12 protein-coding genes and 1 pseudogene are annotated in these 14,981 nt (G+C 42.1%); 9 read left to right on the top strand and 4 right to left on the bottom strand.

All coding sequences use genetic code 11. From position 1 onward, the window contains the following. Positions 1-177 precede the first annotated feature (177 nt). From rpmF to B050_RS0119690, 4 genes are all read right to left on the bottom strand, one after another. Entirely contained in the window at positions 178-369 is a 192-nt protein-coding gene (gene rpmF, locus B050_RS23320) for a 50S ribosomal protein L32 (protein WP_083923307.1), read from the bottom strand. A gap of 18 nt (positions 370-387) precedes the next feature. Further along, positions 388-948 (bottom strand): YceD family protein, encoded by a 561-nt coding sequence (locus B050_RS0119675; RefSeq protein ID WP_018475677.1) that lies wholly within the window; start codon positions 946-948, stop codon positions 388-390. A 75-nt stretch (positions 949-1,023) separates the two neighbouring features. Beyond that, positions 1,024-2,046, bottom strand: coding sequence for a 4-hydroxythreonine-4-phosphate dehydrogenase PdxA (gene pdxA / locus B050_RS0119685; protein WP_018475678.1), 1,023 nt, complete (start codon positions 2,044-2,046; stop codon positions 1,024-1,026). Between the two features lie 7 nt (positions 2,047-2,053). Beyond that, positions 2,054-3,490, bottom strand: a complete 1,437-nt coding sequence (locus tag B050_RS0119690; protein ID WP_018475679.1) for a leucyl aminopeptidase family protein — start codon at positions 3,488-3,490, stop codon at positions 2,054-2,056. Positions 3,491-3,544: 54 nt separating this feature from the next. Between B050_RS0119690 and rsmA the strand changes: the two genes are divergently transcribed. The 9 genes and pseudogenes from rsmA to B050_RS22700 all read left to right on the top strand — a co-directional run. Then, positions 3,545-4,327 (top strand): 16S rRNA (adenine(1518)-N(6)/adenine(1519)-N(6))-dimethyltransferase RsmA, encoded by a 783-nt coding sequence (gene rsmA, locus B050_RS0119695; protein ID WP_018475680.1) that lies wholly within the window; start codon positions 3,545-3,547, stop codon positions 4,325-4,327. After that, entirely contained in the window at positions 4,315-5,682 is a 1,368-nt protein-coding gene (gene mgtE, locus B050_RS0119700) for a magnesium transporter (RefSeq protein ID WP_018475681.1), read from the top strand. The genes rsmA and mgtE overlap by 13 nt, the downstream gene beginning before the upstream one ends. Positions 5,683-5,728: 46 nt before the next feature. After that, complete coding sequence (locus B050_RS0119705; RefSeq protein ID WP_018475682.1) at positions 5,729-6,661, top strand: 2-hydroxyacid dehydrogenase; 933 nt, start codon at positions 5,729-5,731, stop codon at positions 6,659-6,661. Positions 6,662-6,815: 154 nt separating this feature from the next. Beyond that, the gene (greA, locus tag B050_RS0119710) at positions 6,816-7,289 is read left to right on the top strand and encodes a transcription elongation factor GreA (RefSeq protein WP_018475683.1); all 474 of its coding nucleotides are present in this window, start codon (positions 6,816-6,818) and stop codon (positions 7,287-7,289) included. Positions 7,290-7,338: 49 nt separating this feature from the next. Then, a complete protein-coding gene (locus B050_RS0119715; RefSeq protein WP_018475684.1) occupies positions 7,339-7,731 on the top strand; it encodes an HIT family protein in 393 nt (130 codons plus the stop codon). A gap of 1,290 nt (positions 7,732-9,021) precedes the next feature. Beyond that, the gene (locus tag B050_RS0119725) at positions 9,022-9,990 is read left to right on the top strand and encodes a PorP/SprF family type IX secretion system membrane protein (RefSeq protein WP_018475686.1); all 969 of its coding nucleotides are present in this window, start codon (positions 9,022-9,024) and stop codon (positions 9,988-9,990) included. Positions 9,991-9,992: 2 nt separating this feature from the next. Next, positions 9,993-12,281: an OmpA family protein gene (locus B050_RS0119730; RefSeq protein WP_083923308.1), complete on the top strand. Its 2,289-nt coding sequence runs from the start codon at positions 9,993-9,995 to the stop codon at positions 12,279-12,281. Continuing rightward, entirely contained in the window at positions 12,278-13,864 is a 1,587-nt protein-coding gene (locus B050_RS0119735) for a T9SS type B sorting domain-containing protein (RefSeq protein WP_157492910.1), read from the top strand. Before B050_RS0119730 ends, B050_RS0119735 begins: the two co-directional genes overlap by 4 nt. Positions 13,865-13,902: 38 nt before the next feature. Then, a pseudogene (locus B050_RS22700) lies at positions 13,903-14,981 on the top strand (hypothetical protein); the annotation flags it as partial.

Raw genomic sequence — 14,981 nt, forward strand, 5'->3', positions numbered from 1 at the left:
TTATTTAAAATGTGCTATTCAACCAAGCATTTTGGGAAGTAGAATGTAAAATGAACGGAATTGAGTGCCAGGTGATTGGAGGACATAAAAAAATCCATTTGAGCTATACCCAAATGGATTTATGGTATTGTTCACCTAAGTGACATTTTTTTCACCTGAAACAAATTCCCGCCTAAATTAGGCAAGTACTTCTTTATCAATGATTACCTGACCTTTGTAGTACAGCTTGCCGTCTAACCAGTAAGCGCGGTGAGGAAGGTGATATTCACCAGTGGTTGGGCATTGAGCCAAAGAAGGAGCAGTCAACTTATAGTGAGTTCTTCTCTTGTCTCTTCTAGTTTTTGAAATTTTGCGTTTAGGATGTGCCATCTCTATACAGTTTTTAGATTAATCTTTTTTCTTAATTTTCTTTAATGCTTCCCATCTGGGATCTACTTGTTGGTCTTCCTCTTCCTCAGAAAGGTCATCATTGTCCTCATTCTCCGAATCTGACCAATATATCATCTTACCTTCACTCTCGGCCTCGTCTTCATCATCCCTGTAACTCGGGTGAATCTTCTTAGCTGGCAATGAAAGAAGTATAAATTCATAAATCAACTGAGCCACATTGATCGAAGGAGTGTCCTGAGTAATCATGAACATTTCCTCGTTGATCTCCGCCTCCTCAGAGCCATACTTATAAAGCACCTTCTGACTGGATTCTATCTGCTCATCGTACTTCTCTAAGCTCCGGTCACAAGTCAACTCTACCTGACCCTTTATTTGATATATAACTTCCAATAGGTTTGATCCTTTTTTGATCAAAACCTTTACTTCCAAATTCCCTTGTTTTACAAGGTCATTATCTTCGAAATGACTGAAAAAATCATCATTGATCTCAAAGGTAAACTCATGCTTCCCTTCGTTTAATTTGATGATTTCTATGTCAAAAGCTCTCCAGAATTTCACAATTCCTCCTTCTTATTTAAGACCGCAAATTTAGTGTATATATTTTTAAATGTAAAATATAGCAGTGATTTATTTTTATTCATCTTCTTGCCAACCTTGCTTTTGGGTGAGAATATCATAGGCAGAAAATAGGGCTGCTCGCATTGAACCCTCTTCTGCCACGTTTTTTCCTGCTATATTATAGGCTGTTCCATGATCCGGAGAAGTCCGGACTATTGGCAGCCCTGCCGTGAAGTTTACTCCATTTTCGAAGGAGAGTGCCTTGAATGGAACCAAGCCTTGGTCGTGATACATGGCCAGCACCGCATCGAATTTTTTATGATGCATCATCCCGAAAAAACCATCCGCCGGGTAGGGACCAAAAACCATATGACCTTTGTCCTTAAACTCCCGAATGACTGGCTGAATAATCGCTTCTTCCTCGGATCCTAATAAGCCCTCTTCTCCCGCGTGTGGATTGAGCCCCAGCACGGCGATTCGTGGCTTCTGAATCCCAAAATCCTCCTGCAAAGATTTCAACATTATCTTTAGCTTTTGCTTGATATTAGGTCCAGTGATATTCTTCGGTACCTCAGCCAGTGGGATATGTCCTGTCACCACTCCCACGCGAAGGTCCTCCGCTATCATGAACATCAAGCTCTCTTTGGCTCCAAAAGCCTGAGTGAGGTATTCTGTATGTCCTACGAATTTTAACTCGGCAGAGTTGATATTATTTTTGTTTAATGGCGCAGTGACCATCGCTTGGATTTTGTCCGCTTTCAGATCGCCTATGGCTTGGTCTAGTGCGGCCAATGCCATTTTGCCCGCCTCAGCAGTCTCTACGCCGGGTAATATCTCCGGACATTCCTCTATTATATTAAGGACATTCACCTTCTTAGGATGAGCTTCTTCTATGGACCTGATTTGCATAAAATTGAAATCTTCCAGCTTTAATAGCTTTCTATAGAAGGTGATCGCCTTGCCATGTGCATAGATGACAGGGGTCATATTCTTTAGCAGTCGATTGTCCTGCAGTGCTTTCATCGTCACTTCAGCACTTATCCCATTGATGTCTCCAATGGTAATCCCAATGATGGGCTTATTTTTTCTTTGATTCATATACGGATCAATTTGCGATATTTTTCAGAAACTGAGTGATGAGGCGGACGCCAAATCCTGTTCCTCCACTTGGTTTGTAGTTTTCTCCTGTTTTTAAGAAGGCTGGTCCAGCGATGTCCACATGGATCCAATTATAAGAAGTAAAGTGCTCCAGGAATTTCCCTGCGGTAATTGCCCCGGCAGTAGGGCCTCCAATATTGGCAATATCAGCCACAGAGGATTTCAATTGATCGCCATATTCATCCCATAGCGGAAACTCCACCAGTCTCTCCCAGACTTCCTTTCCTGCAATTTTAAGAAAACTTTTCTCCTCATCATAAGCTTTGCCCATCATCACTGCACCTTCTTTTCCTAAAGCCGCCGCTGCGGAGCCCGTGAGAGTGGCCAAGTCTATGACTAATTTAGGGTCAAATTTCGCTGCATATAATAAAGCATCCGCCAAGATTAACCGGCCTTCTGCATCGGTATTCAGGATTTCTACGCTCTTCCCATTAGGGTAGGTGATGATATCCCCAGGAGTAATCGCATTGCCACCAGGCCGATTATCCGTCGCTGGAATCAGGCCGATGACCTCTATTGGCAGGTTTAGCTGAGCCACAGCGCATAGGGTACCGATCACCGCAGCAGCACCCGCCATATCGGCTTTCATGAAGTCCATGGAGTTGGCAGTAGGCTTTAGGCTTAGTCCGCCAGTGTCATAGACCACCCCTTTGCCCACCAGGACAATGGGCTTTTTGAATTTCCTTCCTGACGCAGGCTTATAATGCAGGATGCTGAAAGTAGGCGCTTGCTCACTGCCGGCATTGACAGCCAGCAGACCCGCCATCTTTAGAGATGCTATTTTGCTCTCGTCAAATATCTCAGTGCTGAAGCCATAGGTTTTTCCTAATGCTTCGATTTCCTGTCCTAGCTGCTGAGCGGTCAAGGTGATGACTGGCTCATTGACCAGATTTCTGGCGATGAAGGTGGAGTGGCATATTGCCATCAGTTCATCTGCCATCTGCTGATCGGTGACATCGGTATAGATCTCCAAGGTCTCAGGAGCTTCAGGCTTTGTGGAGAGGTATTTGGAGAATTGGTAGGAGGCTAATATCAGGCCTTCGGCAAATGCTAAGAGCAGTTTTTCGGACTTGCCAAAATAATATATTTTGGGGGCGAGCTCCTGCTTTATTTTTTTCCAAAGGCTGGCGCCTTCCTTCCGCGCTTTTTCTAAATCGGCTATATTATCTTTTTCTTCATCGAGTTTTATAAATACCAAATGAGAATTTTCGTCAGACAAGCTGACTTTAGTTTTCTTTTTGTCTGCAAAAGTCTTTTTGATGTAGGCAGATTTGGCCTCATCTATAGGAAGTTTATTTATGTCTTTGCCGCTGCTAATAAGGCATACGCCCATTTGCGTGCGAAGATTTCCAGGAGAGTCTAGTATTCTTATGGCGGTTAGCATATATTGTTTTAATTTTGGAAGGCAATTTACTATAAATTTATCATAGAACTAAAGATGGAGAGAGTCAGTGCAAAAAAGCATCTCGGGCAGCATTTCCTTACGGACTTGAATATAGCTGAAGATATCGCCAAAGCGGTCAGTGGGCATAGGGGCGTGAAACAAGTGTTGGAGATCGGTCCTGGCATGGGAGTGTTGACTGATTTTTTGCTTCAGCAGGAGTGGGACCTTCATCTGATAGATATTGACAAAGAGTCAATCGTTTATTTGAACAAGAAATATCCATTACTTAAAGATAAAATAATATCTGGGGATTTTTTAAGATATGACTTTGGAGAGGTATTTGATACGCCTTTTATCATTGCCGGAAACTTTCCTTATAATATTTCTTCACAAATCTTTTTTAAAGTTTTGGCAGAAAAGGACAAAGTCACCGAAGTAGTGTGCATGCTTCAAAAAGAAGTTGCCCAGCGCATAGCCTCTCCACATGGAAATAAGAGTTATGGCATTTTGAGTGTTTTCTTACAGGCCTATTATGATATAGAGTACCTGATGACAGTTCCCCCGACGGTTTTTGACCCTCCACCAAAGGTAAATAGTGGCGTCATTCGACTCAAAAGAAATGAGGTCGAAAAGTTGGACTGCAATGAAAAATTATTTTTCAGAGTGGTAAAGCAAGGGTTTAGCACGAGACGGAAAACACTCAGAAATGCCCTGAAATCTTTAGGATTAAGTGATAGCATGAAGGAGGATCCAATGTTGGATTTGAGAGCGGAGCAGTTGGATGTGGCTTCTTTCGTATTATTAACTAATAAACTGGAATCGTCTTGGAAAGAATAAGAGAATTTGAGCTCTCCAAAGAGTACCTGGAATCCCTGCGTGACAGCGTGGAAGCTCAGGATGTCAGCGGAATAAGCGAGTCCATCGAAGGGGCAAACGAGGCTGATGTCGCCGCGCTGCTGGATGAACTGGATATGGAGGAAGCCCTCTTTGTCCTTAGGGTCCTGGAGCGGGAGTTTGCTGCAGATGTATTGATTGAGCTGGATGAAGAGCCTCAGTTTAAGGTGGTCCAGGAAATGGAATCCGCCGAGCTGGCCGCTCTCCTTGATCATATGGAGTCGGATGATGCCGTGGATATCCTAAATCAGCTCGTGGTCAAGGACCGGGAAGAGGTCATCAGCCATATTCAGGAAAAAGAAAAGTCAGGGTATATCCAAGAGCTCCTTCGCTATGAAGAGGGCAGTGCGGGCTCCCTGATGGCAAAAGAATTTATAAAAGCTAACCTCAACTGGACGGTGGTGCAGACCATTGAGGAGATCCGCCGTCAGGCAGAAAATGTAGAGAAGATTTATTCTATCTATGTCGTGGACAATAAAGAGAGCCTTTTGGGGCGCGTGGCGCTAAAGAAAATCATTCTTTCCTCTGCCGATACCAAAGTCAAGGATATTTATGAGGAAGACCTGATCTCCGTACCCACTTATATGGATGAGGAGGAGATCGCCGAGATCATGCGCCGATATGATTTGGAAGCTGTACCTGTGGTCAATGCCAAGAATAAGTTGGTGGGAAGAATTACCGTCGATGATGTCCTGGATGTGATGCGGGAGCAGGCTGAGGAAGATATGCAGGCCATGTCCGGGATATCAGATGATGTAGAAGAATCTGATTCTGTTTTCCGACTGACTAAAGCCCGTTTACCCTGGCTATTTATCGGGATCGTCGGTGGATTATTAGGCGCCAAGTTGATTGGAGGCTATAATGCAGGCTTGAGTAAGTACATTCAGCTGGCTTCTTTTATCCCGCTGATCACGGCTACGGGCGGAAATGTGGGGATCCAGTCGTCTTCCTTGGTGGTGCAGTCTCTTGCTGCCAAGTCCGTATTTGCGGAGAGCCTAGGCCGGCGGTTTGCCAAGGTGCTGATGGTGGCCATGCTCAATGGATTGGTGCTGGGACTGGTCGTCTTCGGGACAGTGGTCTTTATATACAATAATGAGGTGAAATTCGGTATTGTGGTAGGCCTTGCCTTATTTTGTGTGGTATTGTTGGCCTCCTTTATGGGGACAGTGACGCCGATTGTCCTAGATAAGTTTGGGGTAAACCCTGCCATGGCCTCAGGACCTTTTATCACCACTGCCAATGACCTCCTGGGACTTGCGGTGTACTTCTTTGTAGCGATGATGTTGCTGAATTTGTAAAAATGAAAATTATCCATTGGTTCCAATGGGCTAATGATTAATTCCTATGAAAATATTAATTATTGACGAAATGCACCCCAGTATCATGTCCTTATTGGAAGAGCGGGGATTTGAAGCGGATTATAAGCCTAAGATCACCCGTGAGGAGATATTGGGGACGGTGCACGAATATGATGGCCTGATCATCCGGTCAAAAACCCCCATGGATGAGGAGCTATTAGCCAAAGCTAGCAAGCTGAAGTTCATTGGGCGTGCCGGCGCTGGCTTGGATAAGATTGACCTGGACTATATCGATAAGCATAATATTAAGCTATATCATGCGCCTGAGGGAAATCGTGATGCGGTAGGGGAGCACGCCGTGGCCATGTTGCTTTCGCTATTCAATAATCTCAAAAAAGCGGATGCAGAAGTACGAAAAGGCATCTGGGATCGTGAAGGAAATCGTGGGGAGGAACTTCAGGGTAAGACGATAGGTGTATTTGGTTATGGAAATATGGGAAAAGCCTTCGCAAAAAGGATGTCCGGATTTGGCGTAAGGGTACTGGCTTATGACAAATACCTGGAAAACTACGGCGATGAATACGCTGAGCAGGCCACTTTCCAGGAGCTGCAGGAGCAGGCAGAGGTGCTGAGCATTCATGTGCCATTGACTCCGGAAACCAGAGGCTTCTTCTCGGAGGAGGTGATGGCTGGTTTTCACCATCCTTTTTACCTGATCAATACCGCCAGAGGTGAGGTGATATTATTGCAAACCTTAGTTTCTGCCCTGAAAAAAGGAACACTCAAGGGAGCCTTATTGGATGTGCTTGAAAATGAAAAGTTGAAGACACTCGATGAATCTCAGCGTGCAGCATTCGAGGAACTGGTGACGCGGGAGGATGTGATGTTTTCTCCACATATCGCAGGCTGGACCTTCCAGTCCTATGAGAAAATCAACCAAGTGTTGGTGGACAAGATTAATAGTGGTTTTGGGGCATAAGGGGGTAACAGGGTATAATTCTGGTGTTTAAAATTGCTTTATGCATTGGAGATTATTATATTTGCTCTATACTTAAAATATCGGTAGAAATATGAAACGGTCTTAGAAATGAGGCCGTTCTTTTATTTTTCAAGCTTTGACAAACAATTAGACTATGGGAAAAGTACAGTATTATACAGAAGAGGGTCTTAAAAAGCTTAAGGATGAGCTGCTACTATTGAAGACCAAAGGAAGACAGGATATAGCAAAACAAATCGCTGAAGCCCGTGATAAGGGAGATTTGAGTGAAAATGCTGAGTACGATGCTGCCAAGGATGCTCAAGGCCATTTGGAACTTAAAATAGCCAAACTCGAAGGCGTAATCGGAAATGCCAGAGTGCTAGACAATTCCAAAATGGACCCTTCAAAAGTCGGGATCCTAAGCACCGTAAAAATCAAAAATATAAAGAATGGCATGACCGTCTCCTATACCTTGGTATCTGAGGAAGAAGCCGATCTCAAAGCGCACAAAATCTCACTTGCCTCTCCTTTTGGTATAGGACTTCTAGGTAAGAAAGTAGGAGAAGTAGCCCAGATTAAGGCTCCTGCTGGTGTAGTGGAATTTGAAGTGTTGGAAATAGAATATTAAATAGCTTAATCCCGATGGTATTCCATTCGGGATTTTTTATTTTTACCCCATGGCAAGTATTTTTACAAAAATCATCAACCGAGAGATCCCCGCCCAGATAGTGGCCGAGGATGATAATTATATTGCATTTCTAGATATCATGCCTTTAGTAAAGGGCCATGTACTAGTGGTGCCAAAGCAAGAAACCGACTATATCTTTGATCTGGAAGATGAGGTCTTAGCGGGACTCTATGTCTTTGCAAAGAAGGTGGCCAAGGCTATCGATAAGTCCGTCAAATGCACCCGTGTGGGTGTGGCGGTGATCGGTCTTGAGGTGCCTCACGTCCATGTGCACCTGGTGCCTCTCAATACCATGGATGATATCAATTTCACCCGTCCCAAGCTGAAATTGGAAGAAGAAGAAATGAAAAAAATCGCTACAACGATCAAAGACAATCTATAAGTATATATAAGTGGATCTCAGTCCTACACTGAGAATAAGGACCTATGAAGGAGCTTCATAGGTCCTTTTTTATGTCCTCAATTTTGATTTTTAGCTTAATTCTTACCATTCTCCTTTTAGTGATCCGTAGTTCTTAAGGGTTGATGATGGTGATTTTTTCTGATTCGCTTCGCTCCAAAGAAAATGCCTCTAATGTGAGAGGTTATTTTCTTGTATTCTATTTTGTTTGTAATCTTTTGAAAATCAATTGATTAGATTTAGTTGTGGTTCTCAAAAGCGCAGCTTGAAAAATAGATTTCCCCACAGCATAGATGGTCTATTGATGAATAGAGGCCGGTCTTCATATGAAGAGGAGCTCTGCTAGGAAGAGCGCTGGCTTATGCGGCTTAAGTCAAATGGGTCTGGGTGCTATATAGAGTGGAGGCGCATTTTTTTTGTCGCCAGGCCATAGTCGATATTTCAAGGCCCTCATGCGCTCTTTATATATAGCTTATGCAGATTTAGTTAAAGGCTTACCATTTAGGATCCTTTGACAAGACAGGCTAGCCCTTATTAGCCACGACACGCTTGGCCAATTGAGAGCGTGAAGCATTGGGGGATGAGTAGTGGAATATGGAGTGATATTGAGTGGGGCAAAATTGATTTTACTCCTTAATAGTTATTTTCCCTCTATATGTGGGTAAAATGATAGGCAATATGGGAGATGTACCTAAAAGCGGCATTAGAAAGTGGGTACTATTAAGAGAAGAAGTGCTCAAAAATAGGGGGGTAAAGATTCTAGGGCATTGGTATCTAAAGTTTTAGAGGATAGAAGGTCGTGATTTTTAAAAAAATAGTGTTTGGTAATTTAATACCTGTTTTCAGGTGCTTTCTACTAGGTAACCCCACCAATTCGCCCTCCTAAATCTGGTGATTTTTACCAGTATTATGTGCTCTTAAATGGCTTTAAGTAATGATTATTGGGTAATACGCCCTAAAATCGCTTAAAATTGTAATTTACCCGCTTATCGTAATTATATAGTTAGAAATTACAGGTATTTTTTAGGATTAAATTAATAAGATATATTCTTATTTTTTGTTTGCGTATATGTGCGTATCCGTTTCTTAGACATTCAGCTTGAATATTACATTATTTGTGTCAGTAGCGAATTAATAAGTATGAACGGTCTAATAAACGTTAGAAAATAAGTTCCTCTGAAAAAATTGGCGCTTCAAAAGAGTAATTGGTGGGGCAACTGCCCTTTAAAGTATAGAAGAAGCATTTTAGTATTGACATTCATCAAAATAGTAATGGGAAAACTTATCAAAATATTAATGCTGATTAACTTGGGCTTTTTTAGCACTCAAGTATTTGGTCAACAAATGCCGCAATTCAGTCAGTATATATTTAATGGACTGCATGTTAATCCAGGGTATGCGGGATATAAGAATGTGGGGTATATACAATCTACTTACAGATCTCAATGGATTAATTTCCCAGGAGCACCAAAGACCTTCACGGCCACTGCAGATTTCAGTGCCAACGAAGGGACCATGGGTTTTGGGGTAGCCTTTACGCATGATGAGATCGGTCCTACCAAGACTACTGGTGCACTTCTTACCTATGCTTATCACTTGCAGGTGGGTAGAGAGTCTTTTTTAGCATTAGGGATTAGTGGTGGATTATCTGATTACCGTTTCGACTTTGATCAGCTGAAGCCAGTTGATGAGGATGATCCATTATTGACCGAGGGTATCGTGAATGTGCTGGAACCCAACCTGAATGTGGGTTTATTCTATCACACTCCCAAATACTACGCTGGTCTGAGTGCTTATAATATCGTAAGCACCCAAGCTTTAGAAAACCAAGGCGTGGAGCGTAAGTATGAGAATTTCCATTATTACCTAACTGCCGGGGCGATCTGGCCACTATCTGCGGTGGTATCCATCAAGCCTTCGTTCCTGATCAAGGAAGTAGCAGGTGCTCCTACCAGTTATGATATCAATACCATGTTCTTATTGTATGAGAGGTTTTGGATCGGGGGAAGCTACAGAAGCAATTTCAATATCTCCAAAGATAATTTACAAGAAGACTTAAGTCACAGAAATGCCATTGCAATAGTTATGGAAATATTTGCTACGGACAATTTTAGAATTGGCTATGCATACGATCATAATTTGAATGCTTTAAATAACCTTAGAAATAGTTCGCACGAGTTATCAGTGGGATATTATCTGAGCCCTAGAAATGTAAAAATGAGAAATCAAAGGTGGTTCTAAAGATGAGAAAGATAAAGACAATACTATTACTAATGGTCCTAAGCAATGCCGCTTTTGCTCAGCGCTCACTTCTGAGATACGCTGATGAGCAGATGGATCAGCTGAACTATAAAGCTGCTGCGGAGCTATATGAGAAGGCCTACGAGAAGAAAGCCAGGTACATGACCGCCAGAAATGTAGCGTATAGCTATGGTAAGATCAATGATTACGATAAGGCTTACGTATGGTGGGAGAAAGCTCTTTCTTATAAAGGAGAATATACCCAGGAAGATGTGAAGGGATTTGCTCAAACCGCACATGCCGTCAATCGGTATGGTGAAATAAATGATTTATTGCAGCAGGAAGATATTGATGAGAGGACGTTGGCAGAGTGGGATTTTCTTGCTGCAAATCATTCACCTGTGGACCCTACCAAGGTGATCGCGGTGGAAGAGCTTAACACCAATGCTGCAGACTTTTACCTGACCAAAGATGCCGCTGGCAACAAATACTTTGTTTCAGATAGAGGAATAGAAAAGTCCTCCAGCATGAAGCTCTTTAGATTGGATGCTCGCAATAAGTCCTTTAATAAGGATTACTATCAGTGGACCGGGAGAAGCTACCTGAGCATTTACAAGCAGAATCCTGCCGGAGAGATCCAAAAGCTGACAGTGGATACAGAGGCCTTTAGGCATGTAAGTGACCCTGCTTTTGCAGAAATAAACGGTAAGACCTACCTGTTTTTTACAGCAACCAGAGGCATTACCAAAGTAAAAGGTGAGGATGAAGTAATCGTTTATCCTGAATTGTATTATGGGATCCTGGACGAAAATGGCACTATCAGCCAGTATGAAGCCTTTCCAGGTAATTCCATTCATGAGTACGCCATAGTAAGTCCATACATTTCTCAGGACAACAACCTTTATTTCTCTTCCAATATGGATGGAGGCCTTGGAGGTTATGACCTTTATAAAGTGGCCCTGATCACGGATTCAAATGGAATTGGCTTCGGTGCCGCAGAGAACCTTGGGGAAATGGTGAACACCAGTAATGACGAGAGGGACCCATTTATTTATAATAGCGCTTTGTACTTCTCTTCCAATGGCCACCAGGGTTATGGAGGATTGGATATTTATCAATCGAAAATCAACGGAGAGACTTTAGGCAAAGTACAGAACCTAGGTCTGCCGATCAATAGTATTCGAGATGATTTTGCCTACAGGATGTTTTCGGATAATGAGCTTTACCTAAGCTCCAATAGAGATGCCGAAAATGGATTGGATGATATATATAAAATTAGACCAGTGTTTAGAAAATTTATAGCTGAGGTGGTGGATTGCAACGGAAATCCTATAGAAGGGGCTCAATTGGAATTTGTAGATGCCAAAGGGAAGAATATCGCATTGGCTACTATCGAAAACAATAAATATAAAACTGATCTGGGTCAGGATGAATTGTATAATCTGTCCATTATGAAGGCCGGTTACTTTACCGTATCGGATAATGAAATCTCCGCATTAGGGAAAGATTCGATCCTGATCACAAAGCAGTATAAGCTTGCCAAATATCCAGCTCCGGATGTTGCGGTATTTACTGAGATCATCTATTACGATTTGGACAAAAGTTTTATCCGTAGAGGAGAAGATGATATTCTGAATGATGTATCAGCATTGCTAAATACTTATCCTGAGCTGACATTAGAAGTTCGCTCACATACTGATTCCAGAGCTTCTCATAAGTACAATCAACGATTGAGTAAAAGACGTGCAAATGCTGTAAGTAAATATCTGGAAGCAGAGGGAATTGATCCAGATCGATTGACTTTATCATGGTATGGTGAGGAGGATCTAATCAGCTCATGCCCAGACGGTGTAAGCTGTAAAGAGGAGCTTCATCAGGTAAATAGACGTAGTGAATTGATCATTCCATTAAATACTAAAAAATTAATTGAGTTAAAATCCACATCCTCAGATTATTGCGAAATGAGCTCTCAGATCGAGCAGTTGATGATTAAGGCCAATCTATACAACCTTGATATGCATCAACTGGCTATGGATCTGGATGTTGCGCAGATAATGGCTTTGGAAAGGTTAAGGTTATTGATGACCTTTAATCCAGAGCTGGACGTCACACTCATTGCTCAACATGAAGGTGACCAAACAATTTTTAGTAACAAGTGCTCGAAGTTAAAGGAATTTTTAGTAAGCCGAGGATTGGATTCGGACAGAGTTAAGGTATCTCCACATTCGGAGGAAGAATTACAATCAGCATCAAGTCAGTCCCGTGGTAATATGATAATCAGAATTAAATGATGAGAACATCTAACGCAATATTTTGCATGCTAGGGACATTGCTCCTTTGCGGGTTCGGTGAGACCTCGCTGGTATGTGCACAGACGACAAACTACGGTACGCTAAAAGTGAATTCGGGCACCATAGTTTCCACCTTATTTGATTTTGAGAATAAGGAAGAAGGGGAGATGACCAACGATGGGGAGTTTTATGTATTTGCCAATTACGCCAATAAGGGCAAGGTAGGATTTACAGAAGGACAGACCACAGGTCTTACCAGGTTCCAAGGGAGCGCCTTGCAGATTATTCAAGGTGCCCGGGAGATTAATTTACAGCATGTTCTTTTTCAGAACGCTGCTCAAAACGAACCATTCCATTTGTCAGGCCTAATGAATATCTCCGGTGAAGCGGATTTTTCAGACGGGATTGTCCAGGCCAATGAGTTTGATGGAGAGATAGATTTTAAAGAAAATGGCCTCACAAAAAATGTGTCTGATGCAAGTTTTGTGGATGGTCTGGTAAGCAAATCAGGTGATAAGGCTTTTACCTATCCTATTGGAGATAAGGGCTATTATCGATTAGATGCCATCTCGGCAACAGGCAATAATGGTGATTTTCGGACACAGTACTTTTTCGAGGATCCGAATAGCCAATATCCAAGAGCAAATAAAGAGGCTCAAATCAATGCGATCAACGACGCAGAATATTGGACAATGGAAAAGCGTGATGGCGCTAAGGATGTGAAGCTGTCTCTTTCCTTTCGTGATGTGACCACCCCCGCTTTTATACTTGGTGAAGTGGAAACAGGGATGCATATCGTGAGATGGGACGAAACAGCCCAGCAATGGGAGGACCTCGGAGGAGAGATGGATGCTGCAAATCAGCTCATCACGACGCCAGAGGAACTTTCAGCCTATGGTGTCTTTACCATGGCAACGGTTCAGAGTTCCTTGACGGATCTGACAATTACGAAGACATCTTTTGAAAAGATGGTCTGGGCAGGCGATGACTTAGAATATGAAATCCGAGTTCAAAATAACAGCGATATCACAGCTACCAACGTGGTAATTGTCGATAATCTCCCGGATGGCACACGGTATAAATCAATGACAGTAGAGTCGGCTTTCGGCTTATTGGAATATACCTTGGAAACCATGGGACAAAGTCTTATTTGGACGGTTCCGGAATTCATTTCTAGAGATGAGATGATCATTAAACTAACAGTATCTACCCAGGAAGTGGGTGCAATCAAAAACTTAGTACAAGTAAGCTCCAAAGAAGAGGACGCAGAACCTTCTGACAATATTGATGAAGATGAAAATGAAGTTCGGGAATTTTTTATTCCAAACATCATTACACCTAATGCAGATGGTGAAAATGACGTTTTTGAAATTAAAGGATTAAGCAAATTCTCCCAACACAAAGTAACGATTATTAATAGATGGGGTGACCATGTATTTGAATCAGATGATTATAAGAATAACTGGGATGCCGATGGCCTAATTGACGGAACCTATTTCTACGTACTTGAAGTCACCCTGGATGATGGATCTAGAAAGACCTTCAAAGGATGGATTCAAGTAATGAGAAACCCGATTAAATAATCTTAAAAAATATAGACAATACATTAAATCATAGTGTTATGAAAAATCTTTTATTGGTATTGATATTCCTGCTTCCCGTAGGATATGTAAGTGCCCAGGTCGGAGTAGGGACAACGACCCCAAACCCCTCGGCACAATTGGAAGTGGTGGCTTCCGACAAAGGTATCCTCATCCCCCGGGTGGCGCTTACCCATGTCACCGATTCAGCCACAATTAAGGCAGGAAATGTAGAAAGCCTGATGGTATTCAATACCACAAACAGCGATCTTATTGTTCCTGGATACTATTATTGGTTTGATGGCCGATGGAGAAGACTTGCTTCTACCGCGGGCGGAAATACCTCTAACAACTTCGTGATCTACGATCCGGCAAATGATGAATTCTATTATTTGAACGAGAAAGGAGACAAAATTACGATCTCAATCGGTGACTTACTAAATGAGTCCACTTCTACACTCGTGGACAATGGCGATGGTACTTATACCTATACCGACGAGAAAGAGGTGAAAACCATTATTAATGTTCCTGAAAGTATTGTAAATAATTTCAGCGAAATAATTTACCATCCTGAGGTTCTTGATACCCTGGTGACTATCATCCAACACTATGGTGGTAACGTAAGCTATAATGGTGATTCATTTACTTATGTGGACGAGAATGGTGTAGTAAATGAAATTACTATTTCCGATGTCGTGAAATTGAACGAAACCATTACCACACTTATTGATAATGGAAATGGCTCATATACTTATACCAACGAAGCTGGAGAAAACACTACTTTAAATGTGACCCAAGAGGTGATCACGAATTTTAATACGATTATCACCAATATTCAAGTGATGAATCATATTATTAAACTGATCAAACAACACGGTGGAAACGTTTTCTATGACGGTGATAATTTAACTTATATTACTGAAGATGGTGAAGAAAAAACCATTACAATCGAAGAGTTAGTAAAAGCGAATGAAACGATTACTACTTTGGCTGATAATGGCGACGGTACCTTTACCTATACCTCCGAAGATAATACAACCACGACTTTTAATGTATCTCAAAGCGGAGCAGGTTCTCCAAACGATAATGGCACCAACGGTGTAGCTGGTGACATCTATGT

The organism is Echinicola pacifica DSM 19836 (assembly GCF_000373245.1).
Taxonomy (GTDB): Bacteria; Bacteroidota; Bacteroidia; order Cytophagales; family Cyclobacteriaceae; genus Echinicola; species Echinicola pacifica.

Coding starts and splice junctions, on each gene's coding strand:
- B050_RS0119690 (WP_018475679.1), bottom strand. CDS start 3,490: ATGCTAACCGCCATAAGAATACTAGACTCTCCTGGAAATCTTCGCACG.
- B050_RS0119735 (WP_157492910.1), top strand. CDS start 12,278: ATGATGAGAACATCTAACGCAATATTTTGCATGCTAGGGACATTGCTC.
- B050_RS0119715 (WP_018475684.1), top strand. CDS start 7,339: ATGGCAAGTATTTTTACAAAAATCATCAACCGAGAGATCCCCGCCCAG.
- rpmF (WP_083923307.1), bottom strand. CDS start 369: ATGGCACATCCTAAACGCAAAATTTCAAAAACTAGAAGAGACAAGAGA.
- greA (WP_018475683.1), top strand. CDS start 6,816: ATGGGAAAAGTACAGTATTATACAGAAGAGGGTCTTAAAAAGCTTAAG.
- B050_RS0119730 (WP_083923308.1), top strand. CDS start 9,993: ATGAGAAAGATAAAGACAATACTATTACTAATGGTCCTAAGCAATGCC.
- B050_RS0119725 (WP_018475686.1), top strand. CDS start 9,022: ATGGGAAAACTTATCAAAATATTAATGCTGATTAACTTGGGCTTTTTT.
- B050_RS0119705 (WP_018475682.1), top strand. CDS start 5,729: ATGAAAATATTAATTATTGACGAAATGCACCCCAGTATCATGTCCTTA.
- pdxA (WP_018475678.1), bottom strand. CDS start 2,046: ATGAATCAAAGAAAAAATAAGCCCATCATTGGGATTACCATTGGAGAC.
- rsmA (WP_018475680.1), top strand. CDS start 3,545: ATGGAGAGAGTCAGTGCAAAAAAGCATCTCGGGCAGCATTTCCTTACG.